Below are 15,943 nucleotides of genomic sequence, written 5' to 3'. Positions count from 1 at the left end.
GTCCGCGTGAAGCACGGATCAAGCACTAGCGGTCACCATCATTCAAACACCAAGGTACTTGGTGAGGATCGTTCCATCCTGAGCGACATTCGCAGGTGCAACGGTTTCGCGATCCTGACCGTTTTCAATGAACGTGATACGGTCTGCTATCGACAAAACCGCATCAATCCGCTGCTCTACCAGAATGATGGCATAGCCTTGCGCCTTCATTTTGACGACCACTTGTCGGATCTGTTCGATCATCGAAGGTTGCAGACCTTCGGTCGGTTCATCCAGTAGCAGGACTTTAGGGCGCAGGCACAGCGCGCGGGCTGTTGCCAGCATTTGCTGTTCGCCCCCCGAAAGCGTGGTAGCGACTTGGTCCAGGCGCTCTTTCAGCCGAGGGAAAAGTTCCAGAACCCAGTCTCGAGTGTTCGCGCCTTCGCCGCGTGCCATCAGACCCATTTCGATGTTCTCTGAAACAGTCAGCTCAGGGAAAAGCCGCCGACCCTGCGGGATGTAGCCTATGCCGCGTTTGGGCACGAGGTGCGCCGGCAAGCCACTGAGACGTTCCCCATCCAGCGTGACTTCACCTTGGTTCAAGGGTAGTTGGCCCATAATGGCCTTGAGCAGAGTCGTTTTCCCGGCCCCGTTGCGGCCCATGAGACAGTGTATTTCCCCGGCCTTGACCGACAAAGACACACCGAAAAGAACTTTTACCTGACCATAGCCGGTGTGAATATCAGTGACCTCAAGCATTGGCAGTTGTCCCGAGATATGCGGCTTGCACCGCCGCATTCGCGTGGATTTCGTCAACAGTTCCCGAGGCTAAAAGGCGACCTTGATCCAGCACAGCTACATGGTCGGCGGTCTCGGTGACTACACGCATATTGTGTTCGATCAGTAGGATTGTTGTCTCTTTGGCCATTGTCCGCATCAGCGTCACAAATGCATCCACTTCGCCTTCGGCCAAACCCTGTGTCGGTTCGTCAAGGATGAACAGCTTTGGGTCTTGCGCCAGACCCATAGCAATTTCCAGCACCCGTTGATGGCCATAGCTGAGATCCGAGGCAACCTGATCAGCCCGGTCCCCCAATCCAATCTTGTCCAGAACGGCGGCGGTCTTTTGAGCATGGGCCGTCTTGTCGTGCGCCAGCTTCCGGCCTGCCGCTAGGGCGACGTTGTCTTCGACCGTCAGCCCGGGAAAGATCGATGTAATCTGAAACGTGTAAGCCATGCCCAGTTGTATACGTTTATGTGCAGGCAAACGGCTGATGTCCTGGCCCTCAAAAAAAACGCTGCCATTGGTCGGTTTCGTGCGCCCGCTGACCATACCAACGAAGGTCGATTTGCCAGCCCCGTTGGGACCGATCAACGCAGTTATCGCATTCCGCCGCAGGGAAAAATTTATGTCGGTGTTGGCCTGAAGCCCGCCATAAATCTTTGTCAGGCCTTTGGTTTCGAGGATACTTACGGCAGCCATGACACAGCTCTCTTGCGCAATGTGCCCGCAATGCCTTGCGGGGCGAACAGGGTAAGAAGAACCAAAGCAATGCCGGCAACCAGCATATAGGCATTGGTAAAGCTGCTAGAGACATCGATCAGGTAGAACATGAAGATCACCCCGATAAGAGGGCCGACCGTAGTTCCAGCGCCGCCAAGCAGGACCCAAAGCAGCGGAAAGATCGAGTAATGGACCGCTGCAAAGCTGGCCCCGACATAGCCGAACAGCATCGCATAGGCAGCGCCTGCCACGCCCGAGAACAATCCCGATACAACCAGCGCGGCAAGCTTCAGCCGCCCCACGTCATAGCCCAGCATCCGGGCTCGTTCCTCATTTTCCCGAATGGCGACGAGGCGCTTGCCAAAAGGGCTTTGCACCAAACGCGCCATGGCGAGAAAACAGATCGCGAACAGGATAAATGCCGTGAAATAGCGCGCCGTTTCCGTGGTCAGGTCAATTCCAGCGATGCTGCGTTGCGCCTGTTGGATGATAAAGCCCTCGTCGCCGCGAGTATATTCTCCAAAATAAAGGATCACGAGATAGAAGGTTTGAGCAAACATCAGCGTCACGATCATGAACGCCACACCAATGGTGCGCAACGCCAAAAAGCCAACAGCGACGGACAACAGCCCTGCGGCGGTAACTCCGACAGCAAAGGCAGGCAGAACGGTCAAACCGCCAAAATTCATGCTCAGCCCAAAGCCGTACATTCCGGCGGCAAAAAACATGGCGTGGCCAAGGCTCAGCAGGCCGGTATAGCCAAAAAGCAGGTTGTATCCGATGGCATAAATCGCCAGCACCATGATCCGCGAGAATGCACCCACGTGATAGGCGGGAAGCACGAAGAAAAGCGCCACAAGCGCAAGCAAAACGCAAGAATGCAAAGCGGCTGATCTGAACACCACCATCAGGCCGCCACCCGCCCCATCAGGCCCTGCGGCCTGAATACAAGCACCATTGCCACAAGGAAAGTTGCGATGATTTTAGCCAGGGTCGGCGAGAAAAAGACCGAGATGATGCCGTCACTCATTCCGATCAGAACAGCTGCAATCACCGTGCCGGGCAAACTGCCAAGACCGCCGATGATCACCACGATAAACGCCAACAACAACGGATCTCCGCCCATTAAATAGTGGGCCTGTTGGATTGGAACGACCAGCACCGCGCCCAGCGCGGCAAGCCCTGCTCCCAATCCAAAGACCCAGGAGTAAACGCGATTGACAGGCACTCCAAAGGCCTGCGCCATTTCGCGGTCCTGCTGGGTTGCGCGCATGATCAATCCGATCTTGGTGCGCGTCAGTACGAACCAAAGCACCCCCAGCACCGAAATTGCGGCAAATATCACGAACAACTTGTATGTCGTAACGCTCAGCCCCCAGGGCCAGATCATCTGGAACCCGTCCGCGCCAAACTCGAACCACGGAAGCGCCAGGCGGGTATTGAAGGGCGGCTCAACCGGCCGCGCCTCTGGACCGTACAGCATCAGCGTCGATTGTTGCACGATGTACAAAATGCCGATCGTGGCCACGATGGTCCGATCCACGTCATAGTCGATCCGTTTGAGGATCAACTGATCCACCCCCGATGCAATACATCCGACCAGTACCGGCACGATAAGCAAAGCAGCCACGAAGCCAAAAGCCGCATGTCCACCGATCATCGTGCTGACTGCCCAGGCGAAAACCGCACCCAACATGAAGAATTCGCCATGGGCGACGTTTACAACGCGCATGACGCCAAACACGATGCTGAGCCCCATCGCCGTCAGCACAAGAATAGCCGAGATGACCGCCCCCTCGATGGAGGCGAGCATCAGGTGAGGGCCGAAGTCCATACCCTGCCTCGCTTTTGCCTGTTGATGGGATCAGAAGGATCGCGTGGTGTAATCCACCTCATCCTCATACAACCCGTCCTCGATCGACGCCGTATGCACCACATCCAGCCGGCCGTCACCGACCTTTGAGATAAACTGTTTGCCAAAGGCCTGATGTGTCTTGCCGTTGAAGACTTTATCGCCCTGCGGGTGTTCGATGGATTCAGGCATGTCGCTCATTGCCTCGACCGCTTCGATCAGTTTGGCGCGATCTGCAGGGCCCTGATAATCCGCCGCTTCCATACCGGCTTTGATGACATGCAGCGTTTCCCAACACCCGAACATATGGGCGTAAGTGGCGACGTTAGAAGGGTCATCTATTGCTGCCCCACTGTCATTGACACCAACGGCGGCACGATAAGCCGAGGCCGCCTCGGATTCGTTGGCCTGCTTGTAACGAGGCATACCTTCCCAGAAATATGTACCTTCAAGGAACTCCAAACCCGGGCTTTGGATATCAACCGCTTCAAGACTGTCGATAAACCCAAAAATCTCGGGTCGGCTGGGCCCAAAGAACTCGCCCATTTCCTTGACGAAGGTCAGCACGGCCGGTCCTACCATCACGTGATAAATCACCTCGGTCTCGCGAGGGATGTTTGGAAAGTAACGCGTGAAGGTCGTCTCGGTGGGTGGGATCGCAATCTTCGCAACAACCTCACCACCCTGTGCTTCGATCGCTTCCGAGAAAAAGTCGCGGTGATCGTGGCCAAAAGCAAAGTCAGGATAAATCATCGTGACCTTCTTACCCAAATTGTCAGCCACAAAAGGCGCCATCGAGATGACCTGGCTTTTTACATCTGTAATGCCAGGTTGCAGCGTATACCGGTTTAGCATGCCGCTGGCCACGTGGTGACCTTCGGAGACAACAAAATAGGGCAGTTTCAACTCGCCCGCGCGGGGTGCAGACCCGATCACGACGTGGCTGAACAGAGTGCCGAAGGCAACGTCAACTTCGTGCTGGTTGGCGAATTTTTCTAACACTTCGGCACCGCGACCGGGGTCGGTCGCGTCGTCTTCGGTGATGATCTCGACAGGACGCCCATTGATACCACCCATCTCGTTGATGCGCGCAGCAGCGGCGTTCGTCGCAACGTCATACCATCGTCCATATGCCGCACCGATGCCGGTCGCGTGCTTCTGGAACCCAATCTTGATCGGAGCCGAGCTTTGCGCTTGCGCAAAACCAAGCGAACCGGGCAGCACACCGCCTGCCGCCAAAGCTCCTGCACCGGCCCCCAGACCCAGCAATGTCTTGCGGCGACTGATATTTGAAGTCTTTGTCATGACGTTCATCTCCTCTGTTGTTTATAGGGCGGTGCTTCGCCTCTTTTGTGATCAGTTTGTATGTATGCTAACGAGTTGTCTACTTTTTTAAGCGCCGCGTGGACTTGCTAGTAGCCACAACCCGAAAATCGTATAGCAAATCATCAGGATAGACAGGCCCAATTGCAACACAAGTATGTCCCGGCGCGTGTGGCAAAAGGTTTCAGCCGTCCGGTGGCTGAGTATGACCGCCAGCACATGGGACATCACCACGACCCCGGCCTGCGTGAGCCAAATGGCCTTCACAGTGCCGGGGACCGTCAAAAACCCAACCATGACCCGACGGCTACCAAGCCCGAACAGGTTCCAGCCAAGCGCAAAAGGGTCCGCCAATGTTGCGATCACAACCTGTATTTGCACAAGGAACGTCACGAAGTAGTGGGCAAAATGATAACCAATCGCAATCGGCAGCAAAGTGATGGAAAAGTGAATGAACGCGTTTTTGAAGGGTATTTTCTCGCGCACCAGTACGGTTCCTGAAAACACGGCAAATCCAAACACGCAACTCAGCAGCAGGACGCTGCCATAAAGGCCCACCGTTGTCGGCCAGATCAATGCCGTCCGGCCCGGGTACTCCAACGGGTTGACCCCAATCTGCGCCAACCACCAAAAGGTCTCGTACAGGCCGTCAAAGCTGCCTGCTGCCAAGGTTACCAGAACCAAAGCTGCATGGCTCAGATCGAACCTACTGCCGTGAAACACCTGCCACCCCGGCAGACCAAACGCACCGGCGCGCGCGATCCTCATAGTGCCGATCAAGTTGAACAAAACCGAAAAGCACTCGACTTGCTCTAGCCAAGGTCTGCGCCCAAACAGGGTCATTCCCGCCAAGGTGAACATCCAATACCCGAACGCGAAACGCGCAAGTCGACCGGGGTCATTTGGTGCCGCATCGGCCAGAACAAATCCTTGAAACGCCGCCATCAGAATAACCGCCGGCCAGATCGAAACCTCTTTGGGCAGCCTAAAAAGCGCTTTGTGATCCGGGGCCAGAAGGCGATGCAAACCCGGCCAGGGATTGACCCATTTCCAGACATCAAAAACCAGCGCCTGCACAACAAACAACAGCATCCACCATACTGTCCACAAAACCAAAGGCATCAGGTTCGCTTGTGGATCCGTCGGCCCTCGCAAGCCAATCAGGATCAACCCCGCCAGGCACAGGGACGCGGCAATCTGACCCCAATGGTGCCATGTGCTGTCTCCTCGCCCACGGTTCAGAACAATAGGCCTGAGCACAGTTGCAAGCTGGCCGGGCCTGAGGCAAACAAGAAGCAGGATCGTAATTGCTACGGTCAATGTTCCGCCGATAATGTAGGCGGTAGTAGGCAACAAAAGAACAAAGCCCTGATCCGCCGCATGGGCAAAAGCCGGTTCCACGCTCGATACTGCAATGAGAAACGCGGCGAGAAGGGGCTTCAAAATCGGCGCCATTTTGTTAGCATACACACAACTTCGTTCAAGGAGGCAGATTAAATGAGAAAACGCTGGTTCGCCGTGGCAGGCATCGCGGCTGCGTTGGGTCTCGTTTACATGTTCACTGGTACGCCGCAAACCACAATGAAGGTCAGCGACGGACGGGCCATCCCGATGGGAGCCTCGGGATCGATGTTCATGGTTACGCTGAACCTGCAAAACGATGGTGAACCTCGCACTCTTCTAACTGTCACGTCGCCTTCCGGAGGCCAAACATCCATAATGAATCCCGGACGTGACGGACCACTTGTAGTGCCCGGAAGTGATACGGCGCAACTGGCAATGGATGGCGCTCATGTCATGTTGCAAGTCCCGGAGGGCGCGTTCCCCGAAGGTACGTACCATGCGCTTGCGCTGGAATTTGATGACGGCACCGAAGTTGTCGCCCGCATCTTGCACCCCGAAGCGACCGGTGGCGCGCGAGGAATGGATCACAGTATGTCCAACGGGATCGCTGTTTCACCCAGTCCAACCATCGAGCTGGCGCAAGATCCAGATGTCAGCACAGACGGGTTCGCCGTTGAAATCAGTGTTGAGAATTTCGAGTTTGTCCTCATTGAGGATAGCGCACCACATGTCGATGGTCAGGGGCACGCGCATATCTATCTGAACGGTTTTAAGTTGGGCCGCCTTTATGAAGAACGCTTTGAGATCGGCGCTCTTGCGCCCGGCGACTATGTTCTTACCGTCGCACTGAACTCCAACGACCACCGCCCTTATGTTTTCGAAGCAGCACCTGTTGCTCTGACCTACAGCTTCGGCCTTTAAGAACTTGGTATGAGATAGGGGCTGTCCCTGATCGACACACAGCGCTCCGTTTTTTTCAGATGCACTTCAGACTGGTCGGCTTATTATTCGTATACTAATGACTGAGTTTCGATACACCGCTCTGCCAATTGCTTTGCGATGTTTAAGGCTCGTTCCAGAATTTTCTTGACGCGCGCTTACATCCTATATTCGTATACTAATGAATATCGGGAGGATCTTATGGAAAAACTGGTCATCAAGAACATCGGTATGATCCTGTCCGGCAAGATGGAAGACCCAATCTTTGACGGCGATTGTTTGATTGCGATCGACGGCAAGATCGATGCGTGGGGTTATGAAAAGGACCTTGATACAGACGACCCGACCTCTGTTGTTGACGCGCATGGAGTGACGCTGGCCCCCGGTTTGATCGACAGTCATGTGCATCCGGTTGTCGGCGATTACACCCCGCGACAACAGCAACTCCACTGGATTGACTCCACCCTGAATGGAGGCGTGACCACGATGATCTCGGCCGGGGAGGTCCACATGCCCGGCCGACCCAAAGATGTGATCGGCCTCAAAGCGATGTCGATTGCAGCACAGCGTTGGTACGAGAATTTTCGCCCCTCAGGCGTCAAGGTTCACGCAGGTGCCCCAGTGATCGAACATGGTATGGTCGAAGAGGATTTTGCAGAGCTGGCGAATGCTGGCGTGAAATACCTGGGCGAAGTTGGCCTGGGGTCGGTCAAAGATGGCAAAACCGCGAACCAGATGATCGAATGGGCCCGCAAATACGGCATTCAGTCAACAATCCATACCGGGGGGCCGTCCATCCCCGGGTCTGGTCTCATTGACGCAGATATGGTGATCGAAACGGGTACGGATGTGATCGGCCACATCAACGGCGGTCACTCGGCGCTGCCAGATGACCAGATCATCTGCCTGTGTGAAACCTGCACCAAGCAAGCCTTTGAAATCGTGCATAACGGTAATGAACGCGCTGCTGTGCTGACCGTGAACACAGCGCGTGAACTTGGCAAGCTGGATCAGGTGATCCTGGGCACTGACGGGCCAGCAGGGTCAGGTGTACAGCCCCTTGGCATCCTGCGCATGATCGCGATGCTGTCAGCCTTTGGAAATGTCCCGGCCGAGATCGCCTTTTGCTTTGGCAACGGCAATACCGCACGACAGCGGGATCTGAATGTGGGCCTGATCGAAAAAGGCCTGTGCGCCGATTTTGTTCTTATGGACCAGGCCCAGCACGCACCGGGGAAAACCATGCTGGAAAGCGTTGCGCAAGGGAACCTGCCCGGTGTCGGCATGACGATCATCGACGGTGTGATCCGCTCGGAACGTTCACGCAACACACCTCCAGCGCAACGCCTGCCGGAACGCATCCTCTAAGCACGACGGAAGGTCAGGTGATCTTTCTGAGCAATGTCAAAAGCGTTTTTTGTTCAGATTTCTTGAGCGGCGCCAGAGTTTCCTGTGAGATCCCTAACCCATCTGCATAAAGCTGGTCTATCAATTGCGCACCCGCATCGGTCAATGAAATGATCGAGCGTCTTTTGTCTCCGGGATCGGCAGTCGCTTGCAACAGACCCTTGGCCTTCAGCCGGTCGACCACCCCTTTGATCGTCGCGATATCCATTGCCGCAAGTCGGCCCAGCTGATTTTGCGAAACCTCTTTCTTCTCGGCCACGCGGATCAGCGTGGAAAACTGAGTGGGCGTCAAATCTCTGGAGATACGGTTCTGAAAGATGATCGAATGGCGTTGGCTGGCCAACCGCAAAAGATATCCGACCTGATCTTCTAGACGGTAGGGATCGACGCTGTCTGACATAAGTGCTCCTAACGAAGCCCGTCTTTGCCTTCTGCGTCGTCATGGGTCAAGCCACCAACTCGCGGTAGCGGCCGCCCGCTGTCAGTCACTGCCACAGCTACCATAATCTCGTTTGCGCGCGGCGCATCATTCAGGCGCACTTCAATCCCGTCGAAATGGCTGCGCACATAGGCCGCATCCTTGTGTCCAAGAGGCACATCCAGCACCTGACCCGGAGATCCCATCTTTTTCGAGGACGGCACCAAGGCCGCTCCTTTCTCTACTTCTTTCCGCAGTGGTGCGCCGAGTTTAGGATGCAGAATTGCAGCGGCGTGTTCCAACTCGCCATTCTCTCCCACCATGGCCGACTTACCATAGCTTTCAGCTTGTTCGGGCGCGATACCAAGGGCTTCGACGCATTTGCGACCCAACAACGCACCCAATTCCGCGCCTATCTCCATCAGCGCACTCAGGTCTTCCTGATAAGCACCTGCAAACGGGTTCTCGATCACGGCCACTGCAACTGCTTTGCGCGTGGCCGGGTCGATCTTGCGCCCGATTTCGGTATGGGTTTCTTCGATGTTCACGGCAATTTTGCGGATCTTGGCATTCATCTCAGCCCATCCTCTCCTTTGATGTCTTTTGCAGCCAGGCCACCAGCCCGGTCGTGGATGCGGGGCCCAGTGCTCATGACAAGAATAACGGCCATCTCGCCCGCCTTGGGTGCGTCATTCAAGCCAACTTCCATGCTGTCAAAATGGCTGCGCACGTATGAAGCATTGATATGGGTGATCGGCACATCCAGCCGCCCACCCACACCGGCGACCTTTTTGGATGAGGGCACAATCGCATTCGAGTTGTCCAGAAGCTCGCGCATCGCGTATCCGCCGGGCGCGTGCCACAGTGCACCATGCTCCAACTCACCGGCCTCTCCAATCATTGCGCCTTTGCCATACCCTTCGATTTTGTCAGCGCCTCCCAGCATCTCGACCAGACGCTTTGCCATTTTCAATCCCAGCGGCTTGAGGTCCTCCATGAACCACTGAATGTCGGGCTCGTACCGCCCTGCAAACGGGTTCTCGATGATCGCGATCGCCGCCGCCCGGCGCAAGGGTGTTGCAGGGACAGGGCCACCTTCGTGGAAAATCTCCTCAACGGAATAGGCGGTCTTTCGGACGTTAAGTTGGGACATTTTGGATCTCGTGTTGAATGGGTAAAATATGTGCGCCGGTCGTGACGGCGTGGCCTTGAAGGAACAGTGCCGCAGTTCTAAGGCAACCGTGGGTCTTTAACGATGTTGCGCGACGGACGCCGAAGGCCAATGCTTGCTGGCACTCGCTGGCCGATAAAGCGCCACAACCGACAACCACAGGCAAGCCCCCAAGATCGCTGTTCTCGTCAACCCCGCTGGCTGCGCGACGGCTGACCGAAGGGTGCCCTGGCACATCCACTGCATTGGCAACAAGTGTTGCTGCGGCATCAGCCTCGGCGGCAGAGTTAGCAAGAACTGTCACGCTGTCTGCTATACCCAACGACAGGCTACGCCCGTGGCGGCCCGACGTCGCGATACCGCCAATTCGATCCGCACCTGTGACCTCGATCCGGCCCAAATCGCTACCGTCATGGGCCTTGATCGCTGTTTTGAACGAGGTCCCCGGCGTCAGATGTAAGGCAATGTCGCCACCGTTATTGACATAAGCGCGGGTGATATCCGCGTTTTTGGTCATGGCCGCAAGAACCTCGTCTGCTATGCTTCCCGCCACGGCGGCCATCCGGGTTAGATAGCCTACATTCATCAAAGGCAGACACGCATCATGCATTCGGCGTGCCACCGCGCCCATGGGGCGGTTGGTAAATGGTGACAACATCGCACGAAGGTCAGGCAGCTCCTCGACCACCTCGGCAATAATGGTTTCGAACCGACGCATTGCGGCCCGATACGCGTGATCCCGCGCGCCATCCGCCCATACGATCAGATCGCTGGGGCCATGCTGCAAATGCAAGCGCTGGCCATCGGGCAACAGGCGCGCGTGCGGTTTCATTCCGCGTCTGCCTTCCAGCGGTAGTTGCCAAGGTCCATTGGATTCCCCGCTTTGGGATTTTGCCGCACATGACGGGCCTGATCAGAGTTTATGTCACTCACCTGCCGCATATGGTCGACGTGCCCGCCCAACGCGGCATAGTCGCTCACGCGCAGGGTGAACTCGATAGGCGCGACCAGAGCAGGCGTTGGAACGTAGCCAAAAGAACTGGTTGGCATGTCCAGAACGTCCACCATCACAGTGATACCGCCGCCGGGCCAAACATAAGCATCCGCCCCACCGCAGGACACATGCGTCAGCGCCTCCTTAACCGATTTGGTCAGACGCACTGGGTTTTCTGTGACACCCGCCCGCAGCGATCCCCCTGCCCCGCCCATGAACAGGACCGAGCAAACCGATGGTTCGCAGTTCTCCGCGATCAACGCCGCCGAGGACGCAAGTTTCGCGGGCACCTCTCGCTGTTGCGGAACAAGATCAGCATCAAGCTCGTAATATGAGAATTGCTCACCGGTGGTCGACACCATGAACAACCGCAACCCTTCCCAGGCTGTTTTGGGATTGAACGGGCCGAGGATCGCCAGAGGATCTTCAATATCCGTGCCGCCCCACCCTGTTCCGGGTTCTGCCACCTGAAAATACCGCCCCGGCGTCGAGCGGCGCCCCTTGATCTTGATCCCCGTCGCCGGCACGTCTAGCTGCTTGCCTGTTTCGTGCTCACTGAGAACACCGGTTATGTGATCGTCCACCACCACAACGTCGTCCACATGGCCGATCCACTGTTTCGGAAACATGCCAATGGTGGCCGAGCCGCAGCCCACGCGCATTAGGCTTTCGGTAACGCCATTTATGATCGGGGGTTGACCTGCCTGCACCACAACTTCTGTCGCGTGATCCTCTTCGCCGATTATCATGGTCACTGGTTCTCGGTTGCACAGCCGCAGCAGCGCGTCACAAGTCACACGGCCTTCTTTCTTACTGCCACCCGTCAGGTGCTCGACACCACCCAAAGACAACATCTTTGACCCGTATTCCGATGTCATTACATGGCCGATCGGCTCGCCATCCACGCGCACAACATCGCGTTCGTGGCCAATATGGCGGTCGGTGTCGATTTTTACCTTCACACCGCAATAGCTAAAGATCCCCTCGGTCACGACCGTGACCATATCGACACCTTCAACCTTCTGACTGGCGATGAAGGGGGCGGGCTTGTAATCGGGATAGGTTGTTCCTGCGCCAACGGCAGTAACAAACTGACGCTCTCCTTTGAAGATGTCACCATCCCAATCCGCGGACGCGCCCTCTCCCATAAACGGTACAAGATCCGGCCCGCTTTGGATGATGGTCAGCGGATCCAACCGTACCAGTTCACCACCATGGTTTGCATAGCGGTCACAAGCGCCGGACTTGCCGTCGGCGATGTAACACATCACCGGGCAGGCATCGCAGCGGATCTTTTCGGGCTTCGAAGCATTGGTCATTGCATCACGCTCTTCTTCAGGGCCTCATGAACGACGCTGGGGGTCGCAGGGCCTTTGTACAACCGCACCCCGGTTGCGTGTTTGATCGCGTTCAAAAGCGCAGGCGCGGTGGGGATCAAGACGTGCTCTCCCAGACCCTTGGCCCCGAAAGGCCCATGCGCATCAGCCTCTTCGATGATGATCGCTTCAATCGGAGGGATATCCCCAATGGTCGGGATCAGATAGTCATGCAGGTTCTCAGTCCGGCCAGGGATGTATTCTTCCATCAGCGCCATGCCAAGTCCCTGAGCAATCCCACCGTGAATCTGCCCTTCCACAAGCATCGGATTGATAGCCTGGCCGACGTCATGAGCCGCGACAAATTTCACAGGTCGGACAATGCCCAGCGCGGTATCTACCTCGACCACGGCCAAATGCGCGGCATAACCGAATTGGGCGTAAGGATGCCCTTGCCCGTTGTCGTCCAGGGGTTTTGTCGGAGGATCATAGCTTTCTTCCGCACGCAGAACAAAACCGTCTTCATCGGCTGCAAGCGCAGACAGGGTCAAAACATGAGATCCTGCGGCATCGGTTGCATGGATTTCTCGGTCTCTGAAGCCCAGAACTGCATCCTCTGCCACATTCAAACGCTCCAGGATCGCAGCCCGCAACGCTTTGCCCGAAAGCCGCGCCGCATTACCCGAGACAAAAGTCTGGCGCGAGGCCGAGGTTTTGCCCGCGTCAGGTGTTACATCCGTATCCACGCCAACGCGCGTGATCTGACCTGCTTCGACCCCAAGCGCGGTTGCAAATATCTGCGTGATGACGGTGTTGGCCCCCTGACCAATATCCATCGCACCTTGATGCAGCACCACCGAGCCATCTGCGCGAATACCACATTTGATGGTTGACGGGTTGGGCAAAGATGTGTTGCCGCACCCGTACCAGCCACTTGCGATGCCGACGCCGCGTTTCAGCTTTTCGTTGCGGGCGTTGAACCCCTCGGCCTCTGCACGTTCTAAATCCCAGGCAGGCCGCAACGCCTCAAGACAAGACTTGATCCCGACGCCCTGATCAAAAACCTGCCCGCACACGGTCGGCACATCATTGTCCAATGCGTTCGCTATGCGGAATTCCAGCGCGTCCATTCCCAATTTCTCGGCCAGTTCGTCAAAAAGACTTTCTTGCGCGATGGCCGATTGCGGCACGCCAAAACCACGAAACGCACCGGATGGCGGGTTGTTGGTGTGAACGCCCTTGGCCTGCGCTACATAGTCCGCAACGCGATATGGACCCGAGGCATGGACCGGAACCCGGTTCGCCACCGTTGGCCCCCAACTGGCATAAGCACCAGTGTCGAAGCTGCCGCGAAAGTCAAAGCCGCACAGCTTGCCATCTTCATCAGCTCCGATCCTGAGTGTGATGTCGCACGGGTGCCGCTTGGTCGAGCTTTGCATGGATTCCGTGCGTGAATAACAAAGCCGTACCGGCTTGCCTGTTTTAATCGCCGCAAGCGCCAGATAAGGCTGAACGCTCATATCCAACTTGGCACCAAATCCGCCGCCAACAGCAGTAGGAACCACCCGGATTTTGGCGCGATCCAACCCCAGAACAAGCGAAAGCCCGTCAAGATCCATCACCGGGGCCTGCGTGCAGGCATGCACCTCAAGACGACCGTCTACGAGTTCTGCAAACCCCGCTTCTGGCTCTATATAGGCATGTTCCACAAAGCCGCTTTGAAATCGGCCTTCCACAGTCACATGGGCACGCTCCAGCGCCGCCTCAGGGTCGCCGCAGGTCACAAACCCGGTGCACATCACGTTGTTATTCCGCCCCTTATGCAACTGTGCCGCAGAGACACTCTGAGCTGCGCCCATGTCCTGAGCTGCAGGCAACTCAGTCCAAACGATCGGCAATACGTCAGGATCAATCGCGCGCAGAGCATCCCGCGCGCCGACCAGGGCAGCGACCGCCTCACCCCGGAACCGAGTTTCTCTCTCGGCGAAAACGGGCTGATCCTCAAACCCCGGAATGACACCAAAGCAATTCTGGCCCGGAACATCCGCCACCGTCAGGACCGCGTCCAGCCCAGCCGCCTGCGCAAACCCCTCAAGATCACCGATTTCGAAGGTTGCCCGCGCAAAGGGCGAGCGGATTACCATAACCTCAAGGCACCCGGCCGGCGCCACGTCGTCCCCATATTTCACGACAGCTGAGACCTTTTCGATCCCATCCAAGTGTTGGATCGCGTCACCCACCTGGCCTGCTGTTTCGGTTGCCATGGCAGGCGCGCCCATGACAGCGTCGATGATTTTGCGGTAGCCCGTGCAGCGACACAGCACGCCACCCAAAGCGTCTTGCACCTGCGTCTCGGTGGGCGCAGGCACATCTCGCAAAAGCGCGACAGCGGACACGATCATACCCGGCGTACAGATGCCGCACTGCGCCGCCCCATGATCCAGAAAACTCTGCTTTAACCTCGTGGCAACGGGGTCTTGGGCGTTCAACCCCTGCACAGTCTCGACCTTGCGCCCTGCAACCTGATGCGCCGGGGTCAGGCAGGCGCAAACTGGGTCACCATCGATCAGTACGGTACACGCCCCGCAATCCCCTGCGTCGCAGCCGATCTTGACATCACGCTGACTCAGACTTTCACGCAAAACCTCGGACAATCGTTGGCCAGGTGCGACGAGTGGGGCCGCCTCTCGACCGTTCAGTTGGAATGGAACCGGGGTATCTGACAACGCTTTGTTCATGACGTAACCGCCTTGTGAATTGCGCGCTGAACTTGATGACGCACCGCGTCGAACCGGTACGATGCCGCCCCCCGGACGTCATCAATGGGCGTCAGACTCGCGATGTCGTCCTGCGAAATCCTTAGTTTATAGGGATCCTGCCCGATCAAACGCGCTTCCAGCGCTGTCAGCCGCTGCGCCACAGCGGAACAGGACCCTACGGCGACGCGGGCATCTGCGATTTTGCCCTGTGCATCCAGCAGGATGTTAACCGCCGTCATGGCAATCGAGATGACCAAATAGCGGCGGCTGCCTAGCTTCTCAAAGCCGGATGTCATGCGGACATGTTGTTTTGGCACAATGATGGCTGTCACCAGCTCATCTTCTCTAAGCACCGTTTGCCGCACGCCCGTAATAAATTCGCCCAACGGCAGAATGCGTGTCCCTCGCGCTGCGCTGGCAAGCTCAACCTCAGCGTTCAAGGCCAGCAGAGGCGGAACACCATCTGCCGCCGGTGACGCGTTGCAAATGTTCCCGGCAATCGTGCCCGCGTTCTGGATTTGCAGGCTTCCGACCTCACGCGCTGCCTGTTTCAAGGCGTCAAACGCTGCGGGCAAATCCGCTCTAACAACATTCGACCAAGTAGCAGCCGCACCAAACCTTGTGGCGTCTTCCGTTTGCTTGATGTCAGACAGGCCACCGACTCTGGTTATGTCTAACACATTCTCCGTCTGCTCACCCGGTCGTAGTGCCGGATAAAAATCTGTGCCACCCGCGATTACACGAACCCCAGCCTGCTTACGAAGACACAGCGCATCCGACAGCAAGCTTGGTTGTGAGTAGGCCATGCACAAATCCATTTTCGTTAGCGTACTAATGATAAGAGGGAGTTTCCACTAAAGTCAACATGACTGGCCAGGGAACGAAGAAGAACGGGATGCGTTCCGGGCAGTCTGTTGGTGTCGCATTCACTGGAACC

Annotated in this window: 15 protein-coding genes; 2 read left to right on the top strand and 13 right to left on the bottom strand. The window is 56.7% G+C overall.

Annotation, left to right across the window (positions count from 1 at the left end):
* Positions 1–42 precede the first annotated feature (42 nt).
* The 6 genes from GS630_RS00420 to GS630_RS00395 form a co-directional block, all read right to left on the bottom strand.
* Positions 43–738, bottom strand: coding sequence for an ABC transporter ATP-binding protein (locus GS630_RS00420; protein ID WP_171620791.1), 696 nt, complete (start codon positions 736–738; stop codon positions 43–45).
* Entirely contained in the window at positions 731–1,462 is a 732-nt protein-coding gene (locus GS630_RS00415; protein ID WP_171620790.1) for an ABC transporter ATP-binding protein, read from the bottom strand. The genes GS630_RS00420 and GS630_RS00415 overlap by 8 nt, the downstream gene beginning before the upstream one ends.
* Positions 1,450–2,391 (bottom strand): branched-chain amino acid ABC transporter permease, encoded by a 942-nt coding sequence (locus GS630_RS00410; RefSeq protein WP_171176434.1) that lies wholly within the window; start codon positions 2,389–2,391, stop codon positions 1,450–1,452. Before GS630_RS00410 ends, GS630_RS00415 begins: the two co-directional genes overlap by 13 nt.
* Positions 2,391–3,317, bottom strand: a complete 927-nt coding sequence (locus GS630_RS00405; protein WP_171620789.1) for a branched-chain amino acid ABC transporter permease — start codon at positions 3,315–3,317, stop codon at positions 2,391–2,393. Before GS630_RS00405 ends, GS630_RS00410 begins: the two co-directional genes overlap by 1 nt.
* A 30-nt stretch (positions 3,318–3,347) precedes the next feature.
* On the bottom strand, positions 3,348–4,640 hold the full coding sequence (locus tag GS630_RS00400) for an ABC transporter substrate-binding protein (protein ID WP_171620788.1): 1,293 nt from the start codon (positions 4,638–4,640) through the stop codon (positions 3,348–3,350).
* A gap of 87 nt (positions 4,641–4,727) precedes the next feature.
* Positions 4,728–6,059, bottom strand: coding sequence for a hypothetical protein (locus GS630_RS00395; RefSeq protein ID WP_171620787.1), 1,332 nt, complete (start codon positions 6,057–6,059; stop codon positions 4,728–4,730).
* 96 nt (positions 6,060–6,155) lie between these two features.
* On the opposite strand from GS630_RS00395, the gene GS630_RS00390 reads away from it, so the two are divergent.
* Together GS630_RS00390 and GS630_RS00385 are read left to right on the top strand one after the other, a co-directional pair.
* Entirely contained in the window at positions 6,156–6,923 is a 768-nt protein-coding gene (locus GS630_RS00390; protein ID WP_171620786.1) for a copper chaperone PCu(A)C, read from the top strand.
* 219 nt (positions 6,924–7,142) lie between these two features.
* Positions 7,143–8,309 (top strand): amidohydrolase family protein, encoded by a 1,167-nt coding sequence (locus GS630_RS00385; RefSeq protein WP_171620785.1) that lies wholly within the window; start codon positions 7,143–7,145, stop codon positions 8,307–8,309.
* A 13-nt stretch (positions 8,310–8,322) separates the two neighbouring features.
* Here the strand turns inward: GS630_RS00385 and GS630_RS00380 are convergent, their stop codons facing one another.
* The 7 genes from GS630_RS00380 to GS630_RS00350 are packed head-to-tail and all read right to left on the bottom strand — an operon-like array spanning position 8,323 to position 15,812.
* Positions 8,323–8,748, bottom strand: coding sequence for a MarR family winged helix-turn-helix transcriptional regulator (locus GS630_RS00380; protein ID WP_171176414.1), 426 nt, complete (start codon positions 8,746–8,748; stop codon positions 8,323–8,325).
* A gap of 8 nt (positions 8,749–8,756) precedes the next feature.
* A complete protein-coding gene (locus GS630_RS00375; RefSeq protein WP_171176412.1) occupies positions 8,757–9,341 on the bottom strand; it encodes an amino acid synthesis family protein in 585 nt (194 codons plus the stop codon).
* Complete coding sequence (locus tag GS630_RS00370) at positions 9,338–9,919, bottom strand: amino acid synthesis family protein (protein ID WP_171176409.1); 582 nt, start codon at positions 9,917–9,919, stop codon at positions 9,338–9,340. Before GS630_RS00370 ends, GS630_RS00375 begins: the two co-directional genes overlap by 4 nt.
* Positions 9,906–10,769, bottom strand: coding sequence for a UPF0280 family protein (locus GS630_RS00365; RefSeq protein ID WP_171176407.1), 864 nt, complete (start codon positions 10,767–10,769; stop codon positions 9,906–9,908). The genes GS630_RS00370 and GS630_RS00365 overlap by 14 nt, the downstream gene beginning before the upstream one ends.
* The gene (locus GS630_RS00360; RefSeq protein ID WP_171176405.1) at positions 10,766–12,250 is read right to left on the bottom strand and encodes a 6-hydroxynicotinate reductase; all 1,485 of its coding nucleotides are present in this window, start codon (positions 12,248–12,250) and stop codon (positions 10,766–10,768) included. The genes GS630_RS00365 and GS630_RS00360 overlap by 4 nt, the downstream gene beginning before the upstream one ends.
* Entirely contained in the window at positions 12,247–14,985 is a 2,739-nt protein-coding gene (locus tag GS630_RS00355; RefSeq protein WP_171176403.1) for a molybdopterin cofactor-binding domain-containing protein, read from the bottom strand. The genes GS630_RS00360 and GS630_RS00355 overlap by 4 nt, the downstream gene beginning before the upstream one ends.
* Positions 14,982–15,812, bottom strand: a complete 831-nt coding sequence (locus tag GS630_RS00350) for a xanthine dehydrogenase family protein subunit M (RefSeq protein ID WP_171176402.1) — start codon at positions 15,810–15,812, stop codon at positions 14,982–14,984. Before GS630_RS00350 ends, GS630_RS00355 begins: the two co-directional genes overlap by 4 nt.
* Between the last annotated feature and the right edge of the window lie 131 nt (positions 15,813–15,943).

This window comes from Ruegeria sp. HKCCD7303 (assembly GCF_013111185.1).
In the GTDB taxonomy this organism is placed as follows: Bacteria; Pseudomonadota; Alphaproteobacteria; order Rhodobacterales; family Rhodobacteraceae; genus Ruegeria.
Note: the sequence above shows the minus strand (reverse complement) of the source record. Positions and strands in the feature narration are given on the sequence as shown.